General features: G+C 58.6%; 20 protein-coding genes. 6 read left to right on the forward strand and 14 right to left on the reverse strand.

Annotated elements, in window-relative coordinates:
• Positions 1–166 precede the first annotated feature (166 nt).
• Both ACTNBK_RS11645 and ACTNBK_RS11650 read left to right on the forward strand, forming a co-directional pair.
• A complete protein-coding gene (locus tag ACTNBK_RS11645; protein WP_441146253.1) occupies positions 167–862 on the forward strand; it encodes a BadF/BadG/BcrA/BcrD ATPase family protein in 696 nt (231 codons plus the stop codon).
• Positions 759–4,577 (forward strand): acyl-CoA dehydratase activase-related protein, encoded by a 3,819-nt coding sequence (locus ACTNBK_RS11650; protein ID WP_441146255.1) that lies wholly within the window; start codon positions 759–761, stop codon positions 4,575–4,577. Before ACTNBK_RS11645 ends, ACTNBK_RS11650 begins: the two co-directional genes overlap by 104 nt.
• Positions 4,578–4,645: 68 nt before the next feature.
• Here the strand turns inward: ACTNBK_RS11650 and ACTNBK_RS11655 are convergent, their stop codons facing one another.
• From ACTNBK_RS11655 to ACTNBK_RS11715, 13 genes are all read right to left on the reverse strand, one after another.
• A complete protein-coding gene (locus ACTNBK_RS11655) occupies positions 4,646–6,376 on the reverse strand; it encodes a C69 family dipeptidase (protein WP_441146257.1) in 1,731 nt (576 codons plus the stop codon).
• A 222-nt stretch (positions 6,377–6,598) separates the two neighbouring features.
• Positions 6,599–7,810 (reverse strand): FprA family A-type flavoprotein, encoded by a 1,212-nt coding sequence (locus ACTNBK_RS11660; RefSeq protein WP_441146259.1) that lies wholly within the window; start codon positions 7,808–7,810, stop codon positions 6,599–6,601.
• A gap of 19 nt (positions 7,811–7,829) precedes the next feature.
• Positions 7,830–9,740 carry an acyl-CoA dehydrogenase family protein gene (locus ACTNBK_RS11665; RefSeq protein WP_441146261.1) on the reverse strand — a complete coding sequence of 637 codons (1,911 nt, stop codon included), beginning with the start codon at positions 9,738–9,740 and terminating at the stop codon, positions 7,830–7,832.
• A gap of 574 nt (positions 9,741–10,314) precedes the next feature.
• Positions 10,315–10,737, reverse strand: a complete 423-nt coding sequence (locus ACTNBK_RS11670) for a hypothetical protein (protein WP_441146263.1) — start codon at positions 10,735–10,737, stop codon at positions 10,315–10,317.
• Between the two features lie 15 nt (positions 10,738–10,752).
• A complete protein-coding gene (locus tag ACTNBK_RS11675) occupies positions 10,753–12,072 on the reverse strand; it encodes a hypothetical protein (protein ID WP_441146264.1) in 1,320 nt (439 codons plus the stop codon).
• 119 nt (positions 12,073–12,191) lie between these two features.
• Positions 12,192–12,962 carry a tryptophan synthase subunit alpha gene (gene trpA, locus ACTNBK_RS11680; RefSeq protein ID WP_441146266.1) on the reverse strand — a complete coding sequence of 257 codons (771 nt, stop codon included), beginning with the start codon at positions 12,960–12,962 and terminating at the stop codon, positions 12,192–12,194.
• On the reverse strand, positions 12,955–14,145 hold the full coding sequence (gene trpB, locus ACTNBK_RS11685) for a tryptophan synthase subunit beta (RefSeq protein WP_441146268.1): 1,191 nt from the start codon (positions 14,143–14,145) through the stop codon (positions 12,955–12,957). The genes trpA and trpB overlap by 8 nt, the downstream gene beginning before the upstream one ends.
• Positions 14,142–14,756 carry a phosphoribosylanthranilate isomerase gene (locus ACTNBK_RS11690; RefSeq protein ID WP_441146270.1) on the reverse strand — a complete coding sequence of 205 codons (615 nt, stop codon included), beginning with the start codon at positions 14,754–14,756 and terminating at the stop codon, positions 14,142–14,144. The genes trpB and ACTNBK_RS11690 overlap by 4 nt, the downstream gene beginning before the upstream one ends.
• Entirely contained in the window at positions 14,753–15,535 is a 783-nt protein-coding gene (gene trpC, locus ACTNBK_RS11695; protein WP_441146272.1) for an indole-3-glycerol phosphate synthase TrpC, read from the reverse strand. Before trpC ends, ACTNBK_RS11690 begins: the two co-directional genes overlap by 4 nt.
• Complete coding sequence (trpD, locus tag ACTNBK_RS11700) at positions 15,532–16,563, reverse strand: anthranilate phosphoribosyltransferase (protein WP_441146274.1); 1,032 nt, start codon at positions 16,561–16,563, stop codon at positions 15,532–15,534. The genes trpC and trpD overlap by 4 nt, the downstream gene beginning before the upstream one ends.
• Before the next feature lie 3 nt (positions 16,564–16,566).
• Positions 16,567–17,136: an anthranilate synthase component II gene (locus ACTNBK_RS11705; protein WP_441146276.1), complete on the reverse strand. Its 570-nt coding sequence runs from the start codon at positions 17,134–17,136 to the stop codon at positions 16,567–16,569.
• Complete coding sequence (trpE, locus tag ACTNBK_RS11710) at positions 17,133–18,599, reverse strand: anthranilate synthase component I (RefSeq protein ID WP_441146278.1); 1,467 nt, start codon at positions 18,597–18,599, stop codon at positions 17,133–17,135. The genes ACTNBK_RS11705 and trpE overlap by 4 nt, the downstream gene beginning before the upstream one ends.
• 162 nt (positions 18,600–18,761) lie before the next feature.
• Entirely contained in the window at positions 18,762–19,610 is an 849-nt protein-coding gene (locus ACTNBK_RS11715) for a helix-turn-helix domain-containing protein (RefSeq protein ID WP_256945837.1), read from the reverse strand.
• A gap of 625 nt (positions 19,611–20,235) precedes the next feature.
• On the opposite strand from ACTNBK_RS11715, the gene ACTNBK_RS11720 reads away from it, so the two are divergent.
• Entirely contained in the window at positions 20,236–20,460 is a 225-nt protein-coding gene (locus ACTNBK_RS11720) for a phosphoribosylglycinamide formyltransferase (RefSeq protein ID WP_101691721.1), read from the forward strand.
• On the forward strand, positions 20,417–21,073 hold the full coding sequence (locus ACTNBK_RS11725) for a recombinase family protein (protein WP_441146280.1): 657 nt from the start codon (positions 20,417–20,419) through the stop codon (positions 21,071–21,073). Before ACTNBK_RS11720 ends, ACTNBK_RS11725 begins: the two co-directional genes overlap by 44 nt.
• A 140-nt stretch (positions 21,074–21,213) precedes the next feature.
• On the opposite strand, the gene ACTNBK_RS11730 is transcribed toward ACTNBK_RS11725, so the two are convergent.
• Positions 21,214–22,083 carry an IS1595 family transposase gene (locus ACTNBK_RS11730; protein WP_441146282.1) on the reverse strand — a complete coding sequence of 290 codons (870 nt, stop codon included), beginning with the start codon at positions 22,081–22,083 and terminating at the stop codon, positions 21,214–21,216.
• Positions 22,084–22,224: 141 nt separating this feature from the next.
• On the opposite strand from ACTNBK_RS11730, the gene ACTNBK_RS11735 reads away from it, so the two are divergent.
• Both ACTNBK_RS11735 and ACTNBK_RS11740 read left to right on the forward strand, forming a co-directional pair.
• Complete coding sequence (locus tag ACTNBK_RS11735; protein WP_441146284.1) at positions 22,225–23,334, forward strand: GGDEF domain-containing protein; 1,110 nt, start codon at positions 22,225–22,227, stop codon at positions 23,332–23,334.
• A gap of 112 nt (positions 23,335–23,446) precedes the next feature.
• On the forward strand, positions 23,447–24,304 hold the full coding sequence (locus ACTNBK_RS11740; RefSeq protein WP_154557411.1) for a PrsW family glutamic-type intramembrane protease: 858 nt from the start codon (positions 23,447–23,449) through the stop codon (positions 24,302–24,304).
• The last annotated feature ends 128 nt before the right edge of the window (positions 24,305–24,432 follow it).

Consider the following 24,432-nt stretch of genomic DNA (forward strand, 5'->3'; position numbering starts at 1 on the left):
CTTATTTATGCGTTTTTCTCATTAATAATACCATTTTTTCACTTCTATTTCAATATAAAACATGCTTTAATACTAAGATAGAAAGTTACTCCCGGCAAACAAGGGAGGCAGCAGGCGCCGGACGCCGTCCGCGCCGTGAATTTTAGAGAAAGAACGTAGGAAAACCATGACAGCTACCATGCAGAACAAGATCTCCGGGCGAGGCCTGGCCGCGGGGATCGACATCGGCTCCACCACCACCAAGATCGCGGTCCTGGACCCGGAGACGGGAGAGATCCTGTACTCCGACTACCAGCGACACCACGCCGACCAGGTTCAGAGCGTCATCCGGGTGATGGAGGAGCTGGAGCGGCGGTTCCCCGGCGAGACCTTCCGCTTCTGCCTGACGGGGTCGGGGGCCAAGCCCATCGCCGAGGGCCTGGACATTCCCTTCGCCCAGGAGGTGGCGGCCAACGCCGCCGCCCTGAAGCGCCGGTACGAGAAGGTGGGCTGCGCCATCGAGCTGGGCGGCCAGGACGCCAAGATGATCTTCTTCCAGACCGATCCCGCCACCGGCGCCCTCACCGTGGCCGACATGCGCATGAACGGCAGCTGCGCCGGCGGCACCGGCGCCTTCATCGACGAGATCGCCTCCCTGCTGAAGGTGCCCGTCCAGGACTTCAACGCCCTGGCCGAGCAGGGCACGTGCGTCTACGACATCTCCGGCCGGTGCGGCGTCTACGCCAAGACCGACATCCAGCCCCTCCTCAACCAGGGGGGTGGCCAAGTCCGACCTGGCCCTCTCCGCCTTCCACGCCATCGCCAAGCAGACCATTGGCGGCCTGGCCCAGGGCCTGGAGATCACCCGGCCCGTGGTCTTTGAGGGCGGTCCCCTCACCTTCAACCCCGCTCTGGTACGGGTCTTTGCCCAACGGCTGGGCCTGTCCAAAGAGGAGGTCCTCATCCCGCCCCACCCCGAGCTCATGGTGGCCTGCGGGGCGGCGGTGTGCGTGGACACCATGTTCCGGGACCGGGCCGCGGCGGCGGAGCCCGCCCGGCTGCTGGAGCAGCTCAGGAGCGGAGAGTTCCGGGCCCCGGAGGACCAGCCCCGGGAGGCCAGGCCCTTCTTCGCCACGGCGGAGGAGCGGCAGGCCTTCGAGGAGCGCAACCGGAAGCGCCCCCTGGTCTGGAAGGAGCCCCAGGCCGGGGAGGAGGTGTGGGCCTACCTGGGCATCGACTCGGGGAGCACCACCACCAAGTTCGTCCTCATGGACGACAACGAGGAGCTGCTGGGCTCCTTCTACGCCCCCAACGCCGGGGAGCCTCTGAAGGTGGCCAAGCGGGCCTTGATCGAGATCCGGGACCGCTACCGCAAGGCGGGCGCCACCTTACATATCCTGGCGGCGGGCACCACCGGCTACGGCGAAATGCTCTTCGCCAAGGCTTTTCAGGCGGAGTACCACACGGTGGAGACGGTGGCCCACGCCCGGGCGGCCAAGAAGTACGTGACCGACGCCACCTTCATCCTGGACATCGGCGGCCAGGACATGAAGGCCATGTGGCTGGACAAGGGCATCATCACCAACATCCTGGTCAACGAGGCCTGCTCCTCCGGCTGCGGCTCCTTTTTGGAGAACTTCGCCTCCTCCCTGGGCATCCCCACCAAGGGCATCGAGGAGGCCGCCTTTGCCTCCCGGCACCCGGCGGTGCTGGGCAGCCGCTGCACCGTCTTCATGAACAGCAGCATCATCACCGAGCAGCGCAACGGCCGCAGCGCCGAGGACATCATGGCCGGCCTGTGCCGCTCCATCATCGAAAACGTCTTTACCAAGGTCATCCGCCTTTCCAACCTGGACTCCCTGGGGGACAAGATCGTGGTCCAGGGGGGCACCTTTGAAAACGACGCCGTCCTCCGGGCCATGGAGGAGTACACCGGTCGAAACGTCCTCCGGGCCCCCTACCCCGGCCTCATGGGGGCCATCGGCATGGCCCTCATCACCCGGGAGCGGTACAAGAAGAACCCCGCCAACCGGACGTTTTTGGACCTGGAGGAGCTGGACGGCTTCTCCTACCGCCAGGAGGAGAACGCCCCCTGCCCCTTCTGCGCCAACCACTGCAAGCGGACCATCCTCCGCTTCTCCAACGGCAGCGCGTGGATCACCAACAACCGCTGTGAGCGGGGCGAGATTTTAGGCGATCCCAAGGACGAGTCGGTGCGCAAACAGCTCAAGGAGACCACCGCCCGGGCCACTGCCGTGCCCAACCTCTTCCGGGAGCGGGAGAAGCTCCTCTTCCAGGACTACCCCTGTCCGGAGCCCACCCAGGACCGGGGCGTCACCATCGGCATCCCCCGGGTCCTCTCCTTCTGGGAAGCCATGCCCTTCTGGAGCACCTTCCTCCGGGCCCTGGGCTTCACCGTCCGGCTCTCCGACCCCAGCACCCGGAAGATCTACGAGGGGGGCATCTCCGCCGTCACCTCGGACACGGTGTGCTTCCCCGCCAAGCTGGTCCACGGCCACCTGCGCAACCTGGCCGAAAAGGGCGTGGACCGCATCTTCATGCCGGTGGTCACCACCGTGCCCTCGGAGAACACGGAAAAGACCAGCCAGTCCATGTGCGCCGTGGTCAAGGGCTACCCCCTGGTCATCGGCAACTCCGACGACCCGGAAAAGCTGTGGGGCATCCCCTACGACGACCCCATGTTCCACTGGTACACCATGGAGGACCAGGAGAAGCAGCTCAAGAAGTACATGAAGGAGAAGTTCCAGATCCCGGAGGCCGAGACTCTCCGGGCCCTCCAGGCCGGCAACCGCGCCCAGGACGCCTTCCGGGACCAGCTCAAGGCCCTGGGGCAGCAGGTGCTGGACCAGGTGGAGCGGGAGGACAAATTCGCCGTGGTGCTGGCCGCCCGGCCCTACCACAACGACGCCCTGGTCAACCACGAGCTGCCCGAGATGTTCACCGGCATGGGCATCCCCGTGCTGACGGCGGACTCCCTCCCCGGCACCGAGGAGGAGGACCTGAGCCTGAGCCGGCTGGACATCGTCAACAACTTCCACGCCCGGATGATCTCCTCCGCCATTCTGGCGGCCAAGAGCCCCCGGCTGGAGTATGTCCAGCTGGTCAGCTTCGGCTGCGGCCACGACGCCTACCTCTCCGACGAGATCATCCGCCTCATGAAGGAGATCTCGGGCAAGGTGCCCCTGGTGCTCAAGGTGGACGAGAGCGACGTCCAGGGTCCCCTCCACATCCGGGTGCGCTCCTTCCTGGAGACGGTGTCCATGCGCCGGGAGCTGGAGGAGGTCCGGGTCCCTCAGCCCCTCTCCGACCCCTACCCGGTAAAGTTCGAGAAGGCCGAGCTGGACCGCGGGAACGCTTCTCCCTGGTACGCCCCCGCCCAGGCCGTCGGAACGGCCCACGGCCTCTTCGCCGGCACGAAGGCCGGCATGGAGGAGCCGGTCTCCCGCTATGACATGGCCGCAGTCATGACCAACATCCTCCGGGACAAGGGCTCCGCCCTGCCCACCGAGGGGGAAAAGGCCGAGACTCAGGGGGAGATCGGCGACTTTGCCACCATCCCCGCCGGCTACAAGGACGCCGTGACCACCGTCTTCTCCCTGGACCTCATTACCGGCACCGATGAGCAGGGCACCTTCGCCGGGGACCGCTCCGTGGACCGGGCCCAGGCCGCCGTCCTCTACGGACGCCTGAAAGGGGTGCTCAGCGGCGGCGGACAGACCCCCGCCGGGCCGGAGCAGCCGGTGGAGTCAGAACAGCCGGAGACACCGGAATTGCCCGCCGCCCCCAGCAACGTGGTGGGCACCATCAGCTCCACCCCCGTCACCCTCAGTCTGGACACCCATAAGCCCGTCGTGGACTATTGGAGCGAGCAGAGCGACGAGATTAAAGGGTTGACTGATAAGGACGCATTTAATGCGGCGGTGGATACGCTGGTACACAGTGATTTGATTACCAGCCAGGGCACATTTAAGGGGACTGTAAACCAAAATTACAACTATGCAGTGATTGCTAAGGATAGCTTTAATAGCGGTGTTGCTAAGGTAAATTCCGCAATGCCCAGTCTTTACGCTTATGATGCAAAGTTTGGAATTAGAATTGAAAAAAGTCTTATTTATTACACAGCATGCCCAACATCTGAGGAACTCTCTCAAATCTTCGCCCCCATTTTCGCCCAGTTCACCGACGGCATGTCTGACCGGGAAAAGGTGGAGATCTGCGTCAAAGCGGTGTGCGACCGATTTAACTACGAGGTAAACGGCGGATTCAGCTGGACGAACGGGAAAACCACCGGGGATTGTGAAGATTATGCCATTGCCATCAATCAGATCGTCGGTGCAGCGGGGATTCCCTGCTATCTAATCACTGGTGATGTCCGCAATGGCGCACACGCATGGAATCATGCCTTTGTAGATGGCGAGTGGGTCATTTTGGACGGTGTATCGACGGATGTCGGGAAGCAAACCATTTTCTCTTTTAGTGCTCACGAAGCGAATTGGGACTACCCCCATTCTATGAATGTTGGTGGAGAAATTGATGTAACTCAGGCCCTCGTCGAGACCGCCGAACGCTACCGCTGAGCCCGGCGGCCAAACCAATACAAAAGGCGCGCTGCTTTCGCAGCGCGCCTTTTTGATGGGAAAATTTCTTACAGGCTGTTGGCAAAGTCCATGGGGACGTAGGTCACGCCGTCGCGGATGTAGGCGTAGGTGCTCAGCTCCACGGCGTTGCCGGCGGCGTCCGTGCAGGCATAGCCCTGGGGATAGAAGAAGGCGGGGTCGTCGTTGGGGGCGAAGGTATAGCTGGTCGCGCCCTTGGTGATGGTGACGCTGTTGCTGGTCCAGGTCACGTCGTAGCCCTTGTACTCGGCCACCTGGCGCAGGGGCACATCGGCCATGAAGGTCTCCAGGGGACGCCCGGCGGCCCGGCCAGTGTTGAACATCATGGTGGTCAGCAGGTTGGCGTACAGGTTGTGGGTCAGGCCCATCTCCCGCTCGGCTGTCTGGATGCCCAGCTCGGTGACATAGGCGTCGCCGGCGGCGCGGCTCTCAGCGTACTTGGCCTGCATGGTCTCGGCGGCGGCCATCATCTCGTCGTACATGATCTGCTCCTGCAGGTCCCAGAAGTCCATCACGCCCTTGCTGTAAAGGGTGCGGTCCTGCTCGGCCAGGGTGCACAGGCGCTTGAACATCCAGAAGGCGCCGTTGGGGTCGTAGACCTCGCCGTCCACCTTGTAGGCGGCAGCGGTGTCGGTGATGCCGGAGAAGTGGGGGATGAAGACGGAGTGCTGGGCGTTGCCCAGGCACAGCCAGTCGATGGCGGCGCACTCAGCAGGCCAGTCGGGGAAGGTCTGGAGCACATGGATCTGAGAGGAACGCTCGGTGCCGATGACGCGGTTGTTCTCCTGGCCGGGCAGGGTCACGTCCAGGGGGGTGCCCTCCAGGCGGTTGCGGTAAATGTCCATCACGGTCAGGGCGCTCACCTTCTGGTCGGGGGTGTAGAACAGGGGATAGAACTCATCGCTCTTGTACTCGCCGGCCTTGGAGGGGGCCAGGATGGTCATACCGGCCCAGTTGCGCATGTTGCTGGAGTCCTCGCGGATGTTGTTGCTGACGGACTTGGCCAGGTGATAGAGCTCGCCCTCCTTGGCCGCCAGGCCCAGCTTGTCGATGGTCTCAAAGAGGCCCTTGGAGTAGTAGAAGCCGTCCTCGGGGGTGGCCTTGGGGTCCACCAGGCCGATCATGTTGTGGTTGCCGAACACGGCCACCTGATCGTCGGGCATCTTCATGGCGCAGTAGTGATGGCCGCTGTAAATCTCCACGATCCAGGCTTCCTTCTGGTCGGTAATCATGACGGTGTTGCCCTCTTCGGAGCCGTACTCGTCCACATAGCCCAGCAGGACCTCCACGCCCTCACGGGCGGTCTTGGCCACGGCGGCCACGGTGGCGGCCAGGATGGCCTCACGCAGGCCGGGCTCCACGAAGGGGTCCTCCTTCTCCCACGCCTCGCAGGTGGAGGTGGAGACCGTGGCGGTGATGCTCACGCCGTACTCGTTGGTGCAGGAGCCGGGGTACATGCCGTCGTCGCCGCGGGTGTAGTCGGGCACATAGTTGTACTTATAGGTCGTGGCGGGCAGGGGGATCTTGAAGCCGGTGGCCGTATCCTCGATGTAGCGGCCGGGCTCGTTCTCCACCCGGGGCTGGACATAGAACATCTTGTTGTAAGCGCCGTTGCTCTGGTCCTCGCTGCGGGCGATCATATAAGAGCCGTCCGTGCTGACCTCCTTGCCGACATACACACCGGTGCAGGCGAAGGCGCTGCTGCTCAGCAGCATAGAGCCGGCCAGCACAACCGAGAGAACGCGAAGGGACTTTTTCATGATGGTATCCATCTCCTCTTTTTTCATTCAGATCCTGGGGCGCTGAGGTGGGTTCCCTCCTTCCTTTCACCGGCCCCCTCATGGGCCGGTCATTTTGGCAGCACCCCATAATTGCACAAATCGTCCACTTTGTCAACCTCATTTTTTGTAAAATAAACCAAGGACCAGAAAAACAGGGGCGTTCCGATGAATTTCATCGGAACGCCCCTGTTTTGGTCTGGATTATTGCACGGATTCCACGATGGCGTCGGCCAGGGCCTCCAGCTCCGAAGCCTTGTCGGGGTGGAGGGCGGAGGCCAGGGAGAGCCGCTCGTTGAGGAGGGTCATGTTCTTGAGCTCCTCGTCCACGAACTTCTGCATGAGGTCCCCGGACTTGGGCGCCCAGGAGCCGTTTTCGATGATGGCGAAGGTGCGGTGCTGGAGGTTGAGCCCCTTGAGGTGCATGAGGTAGTCGTGCATCACGGGGTAGATGCCCAGGTTGTAGGTGACGCTGGCCAGGACGATGTGGCTCAGGCGGAAGGACTCGCTGACCAGCTGGGAGACATGGGTGTTGGACACGTCGTAGACCCACACGTTGGTGACGCCCTTCTCGCACAGCTTGGCGGCCAGGGCCTGAGCGGCCGCCTCGGTGTTGCCGTACATGGAGGCGTAGGCGATCATGACGCCCTTCTCCTCGGGCTCGTAGCGGCTCCACTTGTCGTACTTGTCGATGAAGTAGCCCAGATCCTTCCGCCACACGGGACCGTGGAGGGGGCAGATGTACTTGATCTGGTCCAGGATGCCCCCCGCCTTTTTCAGCAGGAGCTGGATGTGGGGGCCGTACTTGCCCACGATGTTGGTGAGGTAGCGGCGGGCGTCGTCGATCCAGTCCCGGTCAAAGTTGACCTCGTCGGCAAAGAGCTTGCCGTCCAGAGCGCCGAAGGAGCCGAAGGCGTCGGCGGAGAAGAGGACGCCGTCGGTGGTGTCGAAGGTGACCATGGCCTCGGGCCAGTGGACCATGGGGGCGGCCACGAAGGTGACGTTGTGCCTGCCGAAGGAGCAGCCGTCGCCCTCCTTCACCTCGATGAGCTCATGGCCGTCCACCTGGAAGCCAAACTGGCGCATGAACATGAAGGACTTCTCGGTGGAGATGATCTTCACCTCCGGCCAGCGCAGAAGGATCTCCTCAATGGAGGCCCCGTGATCGGGCTCCATGTGGTTGATGACCAGATAGTCCAGGGGCCGGCCATCCAGCAGGTGCTCGATGTTCTCCAACAGCTGGCGGCAGACCGACCAGTCCACGGTGTCAAAGAGGACGGTCTTCTCGTCCAGCAGCAGATAGGCGTTGTAGCTCACGCCACGGGGAATGGGGTGGATATTCTCAAACAGATGGAGCCGGTGGTCGTTGGCCCCCACCCAGTACAGGTCTTCCGTCACATTACGGACACAATACATGATAGTCCCTCCTTCTTACTCAGGCTTCAATGAACATATCTTTCTTTTCCGCGCACTCGGGGCACACCCACTCCTCGGGCAGATTCTCAAACAGGGTGCCGGGGGCGATCTCGCCGTCCTCGTCGCCTACCTCGGGGATGTACTCATAGCCGCAGCCGCCGCAGACATAGCGCTTGCCGATGGGCTCGGGCTTGGGGGGCGCGGGGCGCTTCATCTTGACCATGGGGGGCGCGGGCTGCTTTTCGCCGCAGTCCAGGGCGGCGGTCAGCAGGGGCAGGATCTCCGCCACATCGCCCACGATGCCGTAGTCGCAGTTCTTGAAGATGGGGGCGTTGCCGTTTTTGTTGATGGCCACGATGGTGGAGGCGTCCTTGATGCCCTTGAGGTGCTGGACGGCGCCGGAGATGCCGCAGGCGATGTACAGATTGCCCTTGAACTTCTGGCCGGACATGCCCACGTAGCGGTCCAGGGGGACGTACTTCAGGGTCTCGGCCACGGGGCGGGAGGAGCCCACGGCGGCGCCGGCGGCCTTGGCCAGGTTCTCAATGAGCTTCATGTTCTTCTTATCGCCGATGCCCTGACCGGCGGAGACCACCCGCTCGGCCTGGCTGATGGGAGTGTCCATGGGGATGCCCACGGTGAAGTCGTGGCCGTCCTTCTTCAGGTGCTCCACCAGAGCGGCCACCTGCTCGGCGGGGCTGCCCTCCTTCAGGAGGATGCGCTTGCGCACGCCGGTGACGGGGGCGGGCTTCTTGGGCCGGCTGGAGGAGCCACCCTCGCTCTTGGGGGGCTTGCCCATGATGGCGGAGGAGATGACCACCCGCTGGATCTCGTTGGTGCCCTCGTAGATGGTGGTGATCTTGGCGTCGCGGTACATCCGCTCCACGTCCATGCCCTTGAGGAAGCCGGTGCCGCCGAAGATCTGGACGGCGTCGTTGGTGACCTCCAGGGCGATGTCAGAGGCGTACATCTTGGCCATGGCGGACTCGGTGCCGTAGGGCTCGTGGTGCTCCTTCAGGTCGGCGGCGGAGTAGACCAGCAGCCGGGCGCAGCGCAGCTTGGTAGCCATGTCGGCCAGCTTGAAGCCGATGGCCTGGTTGAAGCCGATGGGCTTGCCGAACTGGACACGCTCCTTGGCGTAGTCCACAGCGGCCTCATAGGCCCCCTGGGCGATGCCCAGGGCCTGGGCCGCGATGCCGATACGGCCGCCGTCCAGGGTGGACATGGCGATCTTGAAGCCCTGGCCCTCCTTGCCCAGCAGGTTCTCCTTGGGCACCTTCACGTCGTTGAAGATGAGCTCGGCGGTGGAGGAGGAGCGGATGCCCATCTTGTCGTAGTGGTCGCCGAAGGTGAAGCCCTCCCAGCCCTTTTCCACAATGAAGGCGGAGATGCCCTTGGTGCCGATGTCGGGAGTGGTCACCGCAAAGACCACGTAGGTGTCGGCCTTGGGGGCGTTGGTGATGAAGATCTTGCCGCCGTTGAGGAGCCAGTGGTCGCCCTTGTCCACAGCGGTGGTCTCGGTGCCGCCGGCGTCAGAGCCGGCGTTGGGCTCGGTGAGGCCGAAGGCGCCGATCTTCTCGCCCTTGGCCAGGGGCACCAGGTACTTCTGCTTCTGCTCCTCGGTGCCGTAGGCGAAGATGGGCCAGGAGCCCAGGGACACGTGGGCCGACAGGATGACGCCGGTGCCGCCGTCCACCCGGGAGAGCTCCTCCACCGCGATGGCGTAGCTGATGGCGTCCAGTCCGGCGCCGCCGTACTCCTTGGGATAAGGGATGCCCATGAGGCCCATCTTCCCCAGCTTCTTGATGGCTTCATCGGGGAACTGGTTCTCCTTGTCCATCAGGAAGGCCTGGGGCTTGACCTCCGCCTCGGCAAAGGCCCGGATCTGGGCCCGCAGGGCCTCGTGTTGTTCCGTGGTCTTGAACAGCATGGTGACTCCTCCTTATGTTTTAATTAGTAATAATAACCATTACTTTTATAATGCGATTCTAATCCCAAAAACATTGTTTGTCAATAGGATTTGAGTAGTTTAACAAATTTCTTCTTTTTGCCTTCCAGATCAAGGTATCGATGGTATCAATAGTAAAAAACGCGGTATTTGGACCAAACTGCCCCGGGCGGCAGCTTTACCCCGGATACCAAAAAGCATCCGGCGCCATAAGGCGCCGGATGCTTGAGCCTGTCGACAAAGTCGACAGGCTCTCTCAAAAATGCAAGCATTTTTTCGAAGAGATGCAGCCTGCTGCGTCGCACTTCGTCGAAGCCCCAAATAAGCCCACTTTGCTGGGCTTTTTTGGGGCCCCGACTCGCACGCTTGCAGTCTGAGAAGTGTTTTCCCCGAGGCACATGTCCCCGGAAAAAACAGATTGGACTTGATTCCGTCGTCTGCGGACGACGGAACTCTGCGAGGCTCTTTCACAAAACCCGAGGCGTTTCTACTTTTTCGACAAACTGAGCATCCGGCGCCATAAGGCGCCGGATGCTCAGTTTCAGGTTTTCCCTTTTTATTCCGCCGGGGCAAGCACCACCGTTCCGTCCGGCAGATAGCCGCCAAAGCGGCCGGTCAGCAAAAACGGCTCCACGGGTGAAAAGGCCAGTCCCCCGGTGTCTACCGGCCGCCCCTTTGGGGAGACCGACAGCGTGATGTGGGGGGCCGGGATGCGGAGGGCCATCTCCCGCAGTATGGGGTCCTGGATCAGCACCTCCACCCGCAGGCCCTCGTTGCGGCCGTCATTTCCGTAGCCGGTGACGCGCACCGTCACCTCCTGCCCAAAGAGCCGGGTATCCACCCACTCCGGGCGGTAGACGAAGGTGACGTGGGGGGCCCGCACAGGCCGCTCCAGCCGCCGGGGCGCGATGGGCGCCACCGCCGCCTGTAGCTCGTCAAAGTCAAAAAAGCATCCGATATAAATATAGTCCGGTCTCATGGCTTCCCCCCATCCCTATTTCCTGTCCGAGCGAATGAGGGTGATGATCCCCCAGGCCAGCGCCCCGATGACCAAAGCCGCGAACCCGTATTGAAGTCCCTCCACCAGCAGGGGCGGCAGATAGGGCGACGCATAGCTCTCGATGGCGGCGTGTCCGTCGGACAGCACGGAAAATCCCGTCAGCAGCGAGAGCACAAAGAGCATGCGGTTGATCCGCGCATCCTGTCCCTGCTGCTTTTTGGCGTCCTGCTCCAGCTGCAGGTTCCGCAGCGCGGCCAGGGGCTCCCGCACATCGTCAAAGAGCTCCTCCAGGGCAAAGACATGCTGCAAGCGGTCGTACAGATTCTGATACTGGGGCACCTCACTGATCCGGGAGAACACGAAGTCCGTCATGAAGTCATAAAGCCGCTCCCGGTAGGACTCCAGCAGCGCCAGATCGTCCCTGATTCCGGTGCCCACCTCGGTGAGGAAGAGGTAGAGCACATACTTCTGGTGGAGCAGCAGCACGTACATCAGCAGATACTGACTTTTGAAGTTGCGGTAAAAGGCCCCCCGAAGAAACTGCTCCTTCCCCCGCTCCGGGCAGACCAGGCATACCGCCGCCTCGGCGGACATGCCCCACACCGTATCCTGCGTCGGGCGGTAGATCTCCCTGGCGTCCAGCTCCGGGTCGGGCTGGTAGAGATAGCCCTCACTGTAACAGCGGCGCAGGTAGAACAGCTCCCGGTCATAGTCCTCCTGGGGCGGCACCTCCAGGCGGCTGAAGACATTGGCCCGCTCGCTGCCCGGATTGGCGAAAAAGAAGGGCACGGGCGGGACTTTCTCTCCCAGGGTGTCCATCAGCCTGCGGGCCAGCTCCAGAAAGGTGAAGCCGCCCGTCCCGCTCTGGGGATAGACCTTCTCCTTGGCCACCTTTTTCAGATAAAACTGCCCGCTGGAGATGTGAATGGGGTCGTTTTTCAGAAAGCTGACCTGAATGGCCAGGATACACACCGACGTGCGGAAGCAGAACAGCTCCACATCCCCCAGGTAAAAGGGATAGGTCTCCTGCTCCGCCACATGCCGCAGCGGCTCGATGTGGTACACGCTGTCCGGCTCTGAGAGACCGAATCTGCCCCGCGTCTCCGGGTCGAGGCAGAACCGGAAACACTGGCCGTGCTCCGGATCGCCGGTATCCAGCTTGTCGGACACATATTTCATGAAATAGAGAATCCGCTCCCCTGCCGGCGTCCAGCAGTCGGACCGGTCAAGCCGCCGGACCGTCTCCGGGAAGTCCAGCGGCTCCTGAAGCTGAAAGGGAATAAAAAAATAGGAAGCATTCGACTGAACAGACATAGGCGCTCCGTTCTCCTCCAAATATTTCTATCCATGAAGTATACACCCTGGATCGGCGCTTCGCAACAGAATCCGGAGCGCACCGTATGCCTCGTCCCCGCCGGGACTGTGTTTTCCCCCTATCTGAGGGCCGCTTTCATCTTTTTTACATACGCGCCGACCTGCCGGGGGGCGTCCTTGCCGTACTGCTCCAGCAGCTTGACGATGGCCGAGCCCACGATGGCCCCGTCGGAGACGTCCGCCATTTTTCTGGCCTGCTCCGGGGTGGAGATGCCAAAGCCCACGGCGCAGGGGATGGCGGTGTTCTGCCGCACCACCTCTACCATGGCGGAAAGATCTGTGGTGATCTCGCTCCGGGTCCCCGTCACCCCCAGGGAGGAGACGATGTAGAGAAAGCCCTCCGCCTCCCGGGCGATCATGGCGATGCGGTTTTCCGAGGTAGGCGCCACCAGGGAGATGAGGTCCACCCCGTACCGTTTGCAGAAGGGCAGGAATTCCTCCCGCTCCTCAAAGGGCACGTCGGGCAGGATGAGCCCGTCGATCCCCACCTCCCGGCAGGCGGAGAGAAAGCGCTCCGTCCCATAGGAAAAGACCACGTTGGCGTAGGTCATAAAGACCAGGGGCACCGTCACATCCCGGCGCAGGTCCCGGACCAGCCCGAAAATCCGGTCGGTGGTGACCCCGCCCTTCAGGGCCCGCAGGTTGGCCCCCTGGATCACCGGCCCCTCGGCGGTGGGGTCGGAGAAGGGGATGCCCAGCTCGATGAGGTCGGCGCCGTTTTCCGCGGCGGCCCGGACGGCGGCGGCGGTGGTCTCCAGGTCCGGGTCCCCGCAGGTGAGAAACGGGATAAAGGCCTTTCCGCCCGCGAAGGCGTCTGCAATCTTACTCATGGAGATCCTCCCCTCTGTAACGGGCGATGGCGGCGCAGTCCTTGTCGCCCCGGCCCGAGATGGTGATGACGATGATCTGCTCCCTCCCCATGGTGGGGGCCAGCTTTATGGCGTGGGCCACGGCGTGGGCCGACTCGATGGCGGGGATGATGCCCTCGGTGCGGGCCAGGTACTCGAAGGCATTGACCGCCTCCTCGTCGGTGACGGGGACGTACTCCGCCCGGCCCATGTCGTGAAGGTGGGCATGCTCAGGCCCGATGCCCGGGTAGTCCAGCCCGGCGGAGATAGAGTACACCGGGGCGATCTGCCCATATTCGTCCTGACAGAAGTAGGACTTCATGCCGTGGAAGATGCCCAGCCTTCCGGTGGCGATGGTGGCCGCCGTCTCCGGGGTGTCCGCCCCCCGGCCCGCCGCCTCGCAGCCGATGAGCCGCACCTGGGGGTCCTCAATAAAGTGGTAGAAGCTGCCGATGGCGTTGGAGCCGCCCCCCACGCAGGCGATGACGGCGTTGGGCAGTTTCCCCTCCTTCTCCAGGAGCTGGGCCCTGATCTCCCGGGAGATCACCGCCTGAAAATCCCGTACGATGGTGGGAAACGGGTGGGGCCCCATCACCGAGCCCAGGCAGTAGTGGGTGTCGGAAATGCGGGAGGTCCACTCCCGCATGGCCTCGGACACGGCGTCCTTCAATGTGGCGGTACCGGTGGTGACGGGCACCACGGTGGCCCCCAGCAGGCGCATCCGGTAGACGTTGAGGGCCTGACGGACGGTGTCCTCCTCGCCCATAAAGACCACGCACTCCATGCCCATGAGGGCGGCGGCGGTGGCGGTGGCCACCCCGTGCTGGCCCGCCCCCGTCTCGGCGATGAGCCGGGTCTTGCCCATCCGCTGGGCCAGGAGGGCCTGACCCAGCACGTTGTTGATCTTGTGGGCGCCGGTGTGGTTTAGGTCCTCCCGCTTGAGGTAGATCTTCGCCCCACCCAGGTCCTCCGTCATCTTCTTGGCAAAATACAGCCGGGAGGGCCTGCCCGCGTACTCATTGAGCAGCTCGGTGAGTTCCCGGTTGAACTCCGGGTCGTTTTTATAGTGGTCATAGGCCTCTTCCAGCTCGATGACCGCGTTCATCAGCGTCTCGGGGATGTACTGCCCGCCGTGGACCCCGAAGCGGCCCTTGGGATTGGTCATGGTCTTCCTTCCTTTCTGACGGCGGCCACAAAGGCCGCCATTTTATCCGGGTCCTTGACCCCGTCCGTCTCGATGCCGGAGCTCACATCCACCCCGTACGGGTGCAGCTCCTCCACCGCCTTCTCCACATTGTGCAATCCCAGCCCCCCGGCCAGGAAATAGGGCCGCCGGATCTGCCGGAGCAGCCTCCAGTCAAAGACCGTACCCGTGCCGGCGCCGGCGTCCAGCAGAATGTGGTCGGCGCCGCTGTCCGCCGCCCGCCGGACGTCCTCCTCCGACCGGACACGGAAGGCCTGGATAAGCGGCTGATCGGTGAGGGCCCTCAGCCGCCGGATGTACCCGTTGTCCTCGGTACCGTGGAGCTGGGCCAGGTCGATAACCCCGCTGCCCAGCAGCTCGGCCACCCGCTCCACCTCCTCGTCCACAAAGACCCCCACCGCCTGGATGCCGGGAGCGAGACGGCTCTTCAGGGATTTCGCCTGTTGGGGGGAGACATACCGCCTGCTGTTCAGCGCGAACACGAAGCCCACAAAATCGGGGCGCAGGGCGTTGGCCGCCCGGATGTCCCGAAGCCGGGAGAGCCCGCAGAGCTTGATTTTTGTCTCGGTCATACGCCACCTCGCAATTCCGCCAGCGCCGCTTTTTTGTCCGCCGCGCGCATCAGGGTCTCCCCCACCAGCACGCCGTCGGCCCCCAGGTCCCGCAGCCGGGCCACGTCGCCGCTGTCCCGGACGCCGCTTTCGGAGATGAAGATCACGTCGTGGGGGATCATGGCCCGGAGGCGGCGGCTGTTGTCCGTATCCACCGAAAAATCCTTCAGGTTGCGGTTGTTGACCCCCACCATCCGGGCACCCGCCCGAAGGGCCATCTCCCCCTCTTCCCCGTCGTGGATCTCCACCAGAGCGGACAGGCCCAGTTCGTCGCAGAGATGCAGATAGTCTGTGAGCTGCCCCTGGGTCAGGATGGCACAGATGAGCAGCACCGCCGACGCCCCCAGCACCTTGGCCTGGCAGATCATATATTCGTCCACCGTGAAGTCCTTCCGCAGGCAGGGGACGGACACGGCCCGCGCAATCTCCTCCAGATACCGGTCGCTGCCCAAAAACCACTTGGGCTCGGTAAGCACGGAGATGCCGTCCGCCCCCGCCGCCTCATACGCCTGCGCAATTTGCAGGTAGGGGAACTCCGGGGCGATGAGCCCCTTGGAAGGGGAGGCCCGTTTGCACTCACAGATGAAGGAGAGCCCCTCTTGGCCCATGGCCCGCTCAAAGGCGAAGTCCCCTTTGGGGAGAGAACAGGCCTGCCGCCGCAGCTCCTCCAGAGGGACGGCCCGTTGGGCGGCCGCCACCCGTTCCCAGGCGTGGTCGGCCAGTTGGTCCAGAATGGTCATGCCCCCACCTCCGGGCCGTTGCTGACCTCCACCAGCCGCTCCAGAACGGCGGCGGCCTTTCCGGAGTCGATGAGCTCCCCCGCCAGGGCCACGCCGTCCTTCATGGTGTCCGCCCTGCCGCCGATGTACAGGGCCGCTCCGGCGTTGAGCAGGACGGCGTTGCGCTTATGCCCCCGCTCACCGCTCAAAATGGCCCGGGTGATGGCGGCGTTCTCCTCCGGGGTGCCGCCTTTCAGATCCTCCTTGGCGCAGCGCGAGAACCCAAAGTCCTCCGGCGTGATGACCGAGGATTTGAACCAGCCGTCCCGGATCTCGCAGACGGTGGTGGGGGCGCTGAGGGAGATCTCGTCCAGCTTGTCCTGGCCGTACACCACCATGCCCCGCTTGATGCCCAGGTTGATAAGCACCTGGGCCAGGGGCTCCACCAGATACTCGTCATAGACCCCCAGGAGCTGGAGGGATGGGGTGCCGGGGTTGGTGAGGGGGCCCAGGATGTTGAATACGGTGCGGAAGCCCAGCTCTTTCCGGATGGCCCCCACATATTTCATGGAGGTGTGGTAGTCCTGGGCGAAGAAGAAGCACATGCCCACCTTCTGAAGCAGCTCCACGCATTTGGCGGGACTCTGGTGGATGTTGACCCCCAGGGCCTCCAGGCAGTCGGCGGTACCGCACTGGGAGGAGGCCGCCCGGTTGCCGTGCTTGGCCACCTTCATGCCCCCCGCCGCCGCCACCAGGGCGGCGGTGGTGGAGATGTTAAAGCTGCCGGCGTTGTCCCCACCGGTGCCCACAATCTCAAAGACCTCCATGCCGGTCTCCACCTTTGTGGCGTGGGCGCGCATGGCGGCGGCACAGCCGGCGATCTCGTCGGTGGTCTCCGCCCGGGCGCTCTTGGTGGAGAGGGCGGCCAGGAAGGCGGCGTTCTGAGTGGGGGTGGTCTCGCCGCTCATGATCTCGTTCATGACGGTGTAGGCCTCCTCATAGGTGAGGTCCTCTTTATTGACGATCTTGACGATGGCTTCCTTAATCATGGCTTACATCCCCTTTATAAAGTTTTGCAGCATGGTTTTCCCGTCGGGCGTCAGAATGGACTCCGGGTGGAACTGCACGCCGTAAATGGGATGGACAGTGTGCTGCACCGCCATCACCTCGCCGTCGGCGGTGCGCCCGGTCACCTTCAGGCACGCCGGGATGGTGTCCGCTTCGGCGGCCAGGGAGTGGTACCGGGCCACGGGGGCGGTCTCGGGGCAGCCCCGGAAGAGGGGGCAGTCCCGGTCGAACCGGACCTCCGACTGCTTGCCGTGCATCAGCTTAGTTGCGTAGGTTATCGTCGCGCCGAAGGCGGCGCAGATGGCCTGGTGCCCCAGGCACACCCCCAGGATGGGGATATCCCGCCCCAGGGCGGTGACCGCCTCCATGGTGACCCCCGCGTCCTCCGGCCTGCCCGGCCCGGGGGAGAGGATGATGTGGTCGGGGCCCATGGCCCGGATCTCCTCCACCGTACACTGGTCGTTGCGGATGACCCGGATGTCCGGGTCCATCTCCCCCACCAGCTGGAAGAGGTTGTAGGAAAAGCTGTCGTAGTTGTCGATGAGCAGGATCATAGGTCTACCTCCCCGGCCAGCTTCAGGGCGCTGACCACCGCCTGGGCCTTGTTGATGCACTCCTGGTACTCCTTCTCGGGCACCGAGTCGGCCACGATGCCCGCCCCGCTGCGGACGAACACCCTGCCGTTCTTCTGGTAGGCGATGCGGATGGCGATGCAGGTGTCCATGTTGCCGGTGAAGTCAATGTACCCGATGGCGCCGCCGTAGATGCCCCGCTTATTGTTCTCCAGCGCCCCGATGAGCTGGCAGGCCCGGATCTTGGGCGCGCCGGAGAGGGTCCCGGCGGGCAGCACCGCCTCCACGGCGTCCAGGGCGTCCTTGTCCTCCCGCAGCTCCCCCCGCACCGTGGATCCGATGTGCATGACGTGGGAGAACCGCTCCACGGTGTGGAACTTCTCCACCTGCACCGTCCCAAAGCGGCTGACCTTGCCCAGGTCGTTGCGCCCCAGGTCCACCAGCATGTTGTGCTCGGCCAGCTCCTTCTCGTCGGCCAGCAGCTCCGCCTCCAGGGCTTTGTCCTCCTCCGGGGTCTTCCCCCTGGGCCGGGTGCCCGCCAGGGGGAAGGTGTGCAGCACCCCGTCCTCCAGCTTCACCAGGGTCTCGGGCGAGGCCCCCGCTACCTCCACGTCGGTGCCGGAGAAGTAGAACATGTAGGGGGAGGGGTTAAGGGTCCGCAGCACCCGGTAGGTGTCCAGGAGACTCCCCTCAAAGGGGGCGGACAGGCGGTTGGAGAGGACGATCTGAAAGATATCCCCCTCCCGGATGTGGACCTTGGCCCGCTCCACCATGCGGCAGAACTGCTCCTTGTCAAAGAGGGGCGTCACCTCCCCCAGCAGCCGCCCGGCGGGCTCCCGCTTCTTCTCACCCTTCCGCAGCAGCTCCGCCAGCTGCCGGAGCTCCAGCACCGCCTTGTGGTAGCCCGTCTCCAGGTCCTCCAGGGACGTGTTGACCATGAGGACGATCTTCTGCCGCAGGTGGTCAAAGGCGATGACCTTGTCGAAGAGCATCAGGTCCAGGTCCCGGAAGGCCTCGGTGTCCTCCACCTCCGAGCGGACGGACGGCTCGCTGTACCCCAGGTAGTCGTAGGAGAAGTACCCCACCAGGCCGCCGGTGAAGGGCGGGAGGTAGTCCAGCCGGGGGCTCTTGTAGTCGGCCAGTATCTGACGCAGGCAGTGGGAGGGGTCCCCCGTGGGGAAGCGGAGGCTCCCCGCCTTCATCTCCCCGTTCAGGCAGGTGATCTCCAGCTTGGGGTCGAAGCCCAGGAAGGTATAGCGTCCCCAGCCCTCATGGCCGGCCGCCGACTCCAGAAGGTAACAGTGGGTGGATACGCGTTTCAGGGTCCGCAGGACCTCGATGGGCGTGGTGAAATCGGACAGGAGCTCGCAGCTCACCGGCAGCACGCGGTACGCGCCGCCGGAGGCGATCTCCCTGACCTGGTCCAGTGTGGGGCGAATCTGCATGGTGTGCACCTCCAAATAAAAATACTCCCCCGGCCTTTTGGCGGGTGCTCGTAAGAAAGTAATTCGCTCAAAATTACACTTACGGCATCTGTCAGAAGGGATTGGGTAAATGAAATATGCTGGACATGGTTAAAATCAACCGTGTCCAGCATATTTTTTTGCCTATTTGCGTTTTCTTTTCCTTTTCCCGTTTCCATGGGTCATGTTGGTTTTCCCCCGCTGGTTAAAAGAGGATTTCAGGTGTTTGGACAGCTTCAAGACCTCGATGATATTGACAAACTGCTCCATCGTGATCGCATCATAGTCAATACCAAAGGTTGCGAGGAAAATGCGGGCCTGTTTTTCACCGTCGCTGCCTTTGTAGTTCATGGCTTCCTGCAAACTCTGCTGCACATCCAGCGCCGGAGAATGGCTGTCCGCAGTAGTTACATCATCTTGATGGGCTTCCCGAATATCTCGAAGGATCAGCTTCAAATCGCCAGAAATAACATGGCCGAAATATTCGTCCTCTTGCACTTGCGCAAGTTCCAGCGTCCGCAGGTACAGATCATTTTCCGTTTCTCCCTGCTGCATCAGTACCATTTGGCGGACGGCTTGCAGTACGGCGTTCATATCGTTAATCCGCATATCTGCGATCCGATCCACATAAATCTCCGCATCCAGCATCATTTTCTGGAAATCATGGTGACAGAGAATTTCCGACAGCAGCCGGGGGTTGAATTTCCCGGCTTTCAGAACGTCAATCGCATCATCACTCAGATGCAGAGCACTCAACTCTGTGTCTGAGTGATTTTTTTGTTCTGACACACCCAACAGATAGTCCGTAGTCACATGATAAAACTTTGCCAGCGTGACGATGGCAAAAGGGCTGATGTCTTTATAATCATCATTCTCGTATTTGCCGAGCGCAGATTTGGAAAGCCCGGTCTGGTCGGCCAGCTGTTCCAAGGTAAGTCCGTGTTCCACCCGCAAATCCTTCAATTTTTCCTGAATCGTTAAGGTCGTATTCATGCCAAGCCTCCCCGCTGCTCCATTTCTTTTATTATAACACAGCTTGTCCATAAGCGTGGAAATTCCTGCTTTTTCAGAGCCTTTTCCATCCTTTTGGATATACGGGAATGGCCATGTTTTTTCGCTAAAATGTACTTGTCACCAGACATTGCAGCTTGAAAAATACATGACCGTCCGAATGGGATATGCCGGTTGGCGAAGCAGCGCCAGAACCAGCCTCGGGACAATTTGTCCCGAAGCTGCGAGCGTGCCAAGGCCGGGGATACGCCGGGGTGAGATTCCCGGGCAGGAACGGCATTCGGGAAAAACGGCGCTTAAAAACACAGGCAAAAAATCAATCAATGTGAAATCAGCGAACAAACTGCAATTTTAGTATTGCTAACCACACCAACGAGCGTTGCACCGCACAGCGTACACAGTACAGCGTTCCGTGTGGATATTCGCTGTTTGGCTTGATTTCACACAAACCAGCAAAACGGGAAAGCGGGTGCTGTGAACAGGGCATCACAAGCAAAGATTCCAGTTTGAAAATGAGTTTTACCAAAACAACGCTTTGCAGCAAATGGAATTTATCACGGAATAGATTCTGTTCGCCGCAGAGCCAACAAAACAGGAGGACTTTTCTATGAGCAATCACGAGAATTACAGGAACGAGATCAAAGCCTACATTGTCAGGGCTGGCATGACCATGAGCGAGGTAGTGGAGGTTTTGGCTGACGAATACGGATGGAGCAGCAGCGTCCCCAACCTGTCCGGGAAATTAAAGCGTGGTTCTTTACGCTATGGCGAGGCGGTGGAGTTGGCGGATGTGCTGGGCTACGACATTGTGTGGCAGAAACGGAGGAAATAAGATCGAGCAGAAAATTTATGGGTACATCCGTGTTTCCACCAGAGAGCAAAATGAAGATCGTCAGGTCATTGCCCTCCGGGAAGTGGGCGTACCTGAGAGAAATGTTTATATCGACAAACAATCCGGCAAGGATTTCAAGCGTCCGCAGTACAAGAAACTGCTGCGAAAAATGAAAAAAGACGATCTGCTCTATATCAAGAGCATTGACCGTCTGGGACGCAATTACGCCGAAATATTGGAGCAATGGCGCTTTCTCACAAAGGAAAAAGGCATTGACATTGTGGTGCTGGATATGCCGCTTTTGGATACACGGAGAGGCAAGGATTTGCTGGGAACCTTCCTCAGCGACATTGTGCTGCAAGTGCTGTCCTTTGTGGCAGAAAACGAGCGCACCAACATCCGTCAGCGGCAGGCTGAAGGAATCGCAGCGGCAAAAGCCAAGGGCATTCGGTTTGGGCGGCCACCCAAACCGCTGCCCGAGAATTTCCATTCTGTCTACCAGCGTTGGAAAATGGGAGAAATCACCGGGACGGCAGCAGCAAAGGAATGTGGGATGCCCCTTGCTACCTTTCGTTACCGGGCAGAGATTTACGAAAAAGCCAAGTTGTTGTAAAGGGGGTGTTTTTACAGGAATGTGTACCTTTCTGTAAGGAAAACATGATCAGTTTTTTGTTCGCTGATTTGTGGGACTTTTCGCTAAAACAGTATGGAAAATCTTGTAGACCCATGATATAATAAATAGTATTTATCGGCTTAACTCAGCATACCACAAGAAGTAGCAACAGTTCTGGTTAAGCGAAGGAAGATCTGATTGCCAGTCATACGGCGGTTGAAACGGAAGCAGTATTCATCCAGATATGCCTGAAGGTTGGTACATCTTCCATGGTAGGTTCCCAGCAGGAAAGCCTTTAGATTGCTGATTGCCTTATGCAGCCAATGCAGATCGTTGGTCTCGTACCGTTTTGCCTTCAGCTCCACGCCTTCCAGATTCATGTAACTCCGGTACCCATCGCATTCTACCTTCGTTTGTGGAGCGAAGTACTGGTCAATGATCTCCTGCAATGTTTTGCCCTGTATGTTTTCAACCACTTTCATCCTGGCAAACAGAGGCATGCCATTTTCAGCTTTTGACACCGCTACTACAATCTTGGCTTTTTCTGTACCACGGCCACGCTTTCCGTTATGAGATGGTCCGCCAACATAGCCGTCATCCAACTCTACAATGCCGGAAAGCAGATATTTTTCGTCTCTTTGGCCCATAGCGGTACGAATGCGATTCAGTAAATGCCATGCGGAATCGTAGCAGATCCCCAGTGTACGGCTCAACTGAACAGCAGAAATGCCTCTTTTATCCGTTGCGCACAGATAGATCGCCCAGAACCAGATCGTCAAGGGCAGGTGTGTGCGGTGCATGACCGTTCCGGCGGTAACAGAAGTCTGGTGCCGGCAGGAACGACACTGGCAGGTATTCCGGCCTTGAATAGGATAGTATTCCACACAGCCACACTTAGGGCATACAAACCCATTGGGAAAGCGTAGCCGAAACAATTCCGCCCTGCAAGCGTCCTCGCTATTGTAACGGTGGCGAAATTCCTTGAAGGTGATTGCTGCTGCGTGTGCCATGGTGATGCCCCCCTTTTTGTTCTGGGAACATTATCTCATATCACCTGTCCGATAATATGGACATTATCAAGTTGTTGTGGGTTGCTGAGTTAAGCCGATAAGCATTTATGCTTATTATGCTCAAAGTAGGGAGGTAACATGGTGAATACAAAACAGTGCTTTGAAAATGAAAAGAGCAACTATACAATTTTTTATGGTGATATAAAAGCATTTAATCTTCAAGCACAGCAGATTTTTTCGTTTTGTCTTACCATATTTTTGCTGATTTATGGGATGGTAGTTAGATATATAGGTCTGTTATTCAATGGAATAATAACCCCGAGCTTTTATCTTCATCTATTTCATGCTTTCATTTCATTTTTAATATTTTTGTTATTCAGATATTATTTTCCAAGGCATGAAAAGTATATTGTTTTTGTTGCTCATCTGAATGTTATAATAACGATTTTGATCATGGACATACAGTATTCTCTATACAGCAGTGTGAATTCATACACTGTTACAATGTCCGTAATTTTATGTACCTCTGTAATCGTTCTGGGAAGATTCTGGCATTACTTGATGATAGTTACGATTACATTTTTAGCCGATGTTACTGTATTTATAATAAGTGCCGATAGAGGTTATTCAACTGAAATGAAAATATTTTATTTAACAGATATTGTGCTTTTTATTTTGCTTATGAGCGCATTGCATTTATATTTTACAAGCATTCAATACAGAAATTTCAAACAGAAAAGAGCATTAAAAAGTCTTAGCGAAAGAGATTCACTTACTAATCTTTATAACAGAAAATATATAGAAAATGTAGTGAACAGCTACTATGGCGAGAATGAGTCCTGTGCAATGATCCTTATCGATATAGATGATTTTAAGAAGATCAACGATATTTTTGGTCATATTAAGGGCGATGAGATTCTTATAGAGACTGCTGAAAATATAGCCCAGGAATTCAGACATACGGATTGTGTGGCGAGAGTCGGCGGTGATGAATTTATGATATTTATTCCGAATATCATTTGCCGTGAAAAGGTATTACAAAAGGCAGAAAGACTGTCTGAAAATTTTTTATACATCAAAGGAGAAGATGACACTCTCTATACGGTATCCTACAGTGTAGGAATAGCCTTTGAAGAGAAGGACGGTACAGGTATTTTTGAGGAGCTTTATAAAAAGGCCGATACAGCTATGTACAAGGCAAAAACAAAAAAAGGAGTAAAAGGATCAAATATTACGGTGTTCGAAAGATAGATTACAGAAAAGAAATTATGTTAACTATATAGTAAATTTATCAGATATATTATATTTGGATAGTATTGATATAATCGTATATCTATATTCTTAAAAAATTGGAGGGGTTTATATGAGGAAATTTTTTGACAATTATGGATACAAATTGCTGGTTATCATAACTGTAGCGTTGGTATTTGTAGGTTTTCGTGACTTTTTTAGTCAGTTTGCGGAGAAGGATAAATCCGTAGCGCTGTTTCCAGCGTTTTTGACTGCTTCGAGTCTGGTACTATTGTATGCTGTGCCGACTGCATTCTTTGTACGCCATTTGGTTAACAGATTAAATGTTTCACGTAAGGTTGTTTTGCTAAGCTTTATACTAGGATTTACAATACCGCTGTATCTAGGTGGTGAGGGGAACGCTCTAATTTCACAGGTTTTATTTTCGACAAGTGTTCCAAGAGCTGTGATTGATAGTTGGGGAGCTGCTTTAACAGCACCATTTACAGAAGAGATTGCAAAAGGTTTAGTTGTACTTTTAGTATATTTACTATGCAGAGGAATTTCATTAAAGGAAGCATTTGTGTCAGGCATGATTTCTGGATTCGGTTTTCAGGTTTTGGAGGATTGGGCGTATATTTCTCAAGCTACTTTTGGAGAAACAAACAGTGGATTTTCAATAGCTTTCGAGAGAGTGTCAAATGCTCTTGGCAGTCATATGGCTTTTGGAATAGTATTCGGTGTTGGACTTATAGCCGTTATTAAAAATGTGCCTGCAGTACCAAGGCTTAAAGCACTTTGCTTAATTTTGGCACCGGTTATCCTGCATTTTATATGGAATTCTCCACTTGAAGGAGATTGGGTGAATCCTTTGTTTGGAAGTATTAACTTAAATCTTGCTTATTATGTATTCACCATTGTGAATCGCTTGGATGACAATGACAATATACTAGCGACGAGAGAATTTGATAAAGCTGCAAAATTAAATTGACATTGTGTTCAAAAAATAGGTGCCGTCAAGATTTATGCGCAAAATTATTTGCAGGCTCCGGCTGAATGAAGTCAACCGGCAATAGAGGCGTCGTCCAGAGCCGCCTCCAAGTGCTTCATGTTCATGTA

This window comes from Intestinimonas sp. HCP28S3_D6, from assembly GCF_052065695.1.
Classification (GTDB): domain Bacteria; phylum Bacillota; class Clostridia; order Oscillospirales; family Oscillospiraceae; genus Intestinimonas.

What these genes read in the sequence shown, in the direction of transcription:
- trpB (WP_441146268.1), bottom strand. Translation starts at nt 14,145, where the DNA reads ATGACCAATCCCAAGGGCCGCTTCGGGGTCCACGGCGGGCAGTACATC.
- ACTNBK_RS11660 (WP_441146259.1), bottom strand. Translation starts at nt 7,810, where the DNA reads ATGTATTGTGTCCGTAATGTGACGGAAGACCTGTACTGGGTGGGGGCC.
- ACTNBK_RS11725 (WP_441146280.1), top strand. Translation starts at nt 20,417, where the DNA reads ATGTGCTGGGCTACGACATTGTGTGGCAGAAACGGAGGAAATAAGATC.
- trpA (WP_441146266.1), bottom strand. Translation starts at nt 12,962, where the DNA reads ATGAGTAAGATTGCAGACGCCTTCGCGGGCGGAAAGGCCTTTATCCCG.
- ACTNBK_RS11715 (WP_256945837.1), bottom strand. Translation starts at nt 19,610, where the DNA reads ATGAATACGACCTTAACGATTCAGGAAAAATTGAAGGATTTGCGGGTG.
- ACTNBK_RS11645 (WP_441146253.1), top strand. Translation starts at nt 167, where the DNA reads ATGACAGCTACCATGCAGAACAAGATCTCCGGGCGAGGCCTGGCCGCG.
- ACTNBK_RS11705 (WP_441146276.1), bottom strand. Translation starts at nt 17,136, where the DNA reads ATGATCCTGCTCATCGACAACTACGACAGCTTTTCCTACAACCTCTTC.
- ACTNBK_RS11670 (WP_441146263.1), bottom strand. Translation starts at nt 10,737, where the DNA reads ATGAGACCGGACTATATTTATATCGGATGCTTTTTTGACTTTGACGAG.
- ACTNBK_RS11730 (WP_441146282.1), bottom strand. Translation starts at nt 22,083, where the DNA reads ATGGCACACGCAGCAGCAATCACCTTCAAGGAATTTCGCCACCGTTAC.
- ACTNBK_RS11665 (WP_441146261.1), bottom strand. Translation starts at nt 9,740, where the DNA reads ATGCTGTTCAAGACCACGGAACAACACGAGGCCCTGCGGGCCCAGATC.
- trpE (WP_441146278.1), bottom strand. Translation starts at nt 18,599, where the DNA reads ATGCAGATTCGCCCCACACTGGACCAGGTCAGGGAGATCGCCTCCGGC.
- ACTNBK_RS11655 (WP_441146257.1), bottom strand. Translation starts at nt 6,376, where the DNA reads ATGAAAAAGTCCCTTCGCGTTCTCTCGGTTGTGCTGGCCGGCTCTATG.
- trpD (WP_441146274.1), bottom strand. Translation starts at nt 16,563, where the DNA reads ATGATTAAGGAAGCCATCGTCAAGATCGTCAATAAAGAGGACCTCACC.
- ACTNBK_RS11740 (WP_154557411.1), top strand. Translation starts at nt 23,447, where the DNA reads ATGAGGAAATTTTTTGACAATTATGGATACAAATTGCTGGTTATCATA.
- trpC (WP_441146272.1), bottom strand. Translation starts at nt 15,535, where the DNA reads ATGACCATTCTGGACCAACTGGCCGACCACGCCTGGGAACGGGTGGCG.
- ACTNBK_RS11720 (WP_101691721.1), top strand. Translation starts at nt 20,236, where the DNA reads ATGAGCAATCACGAGAATTACAGGAACGAGATCAAAGCCTACATTGTC.
- ACTNBK_RS11690 (WP_441146270.1), bottom strand. Translation starts at nt 14,756, where the DNA reads ATGACCGAGACAAAAATCAAGCTCTGCGGGCTCTCCCGGCTTCGGGAC.
- ACTNBK_RS11675 (WP_441146264.1), bottom strand. Translation starts at nt 12,072, where the DNA reads ATGTCTGTTCAGTCGAATGCTTCCTATTTTTTTATTCCCTTTCAGCTT.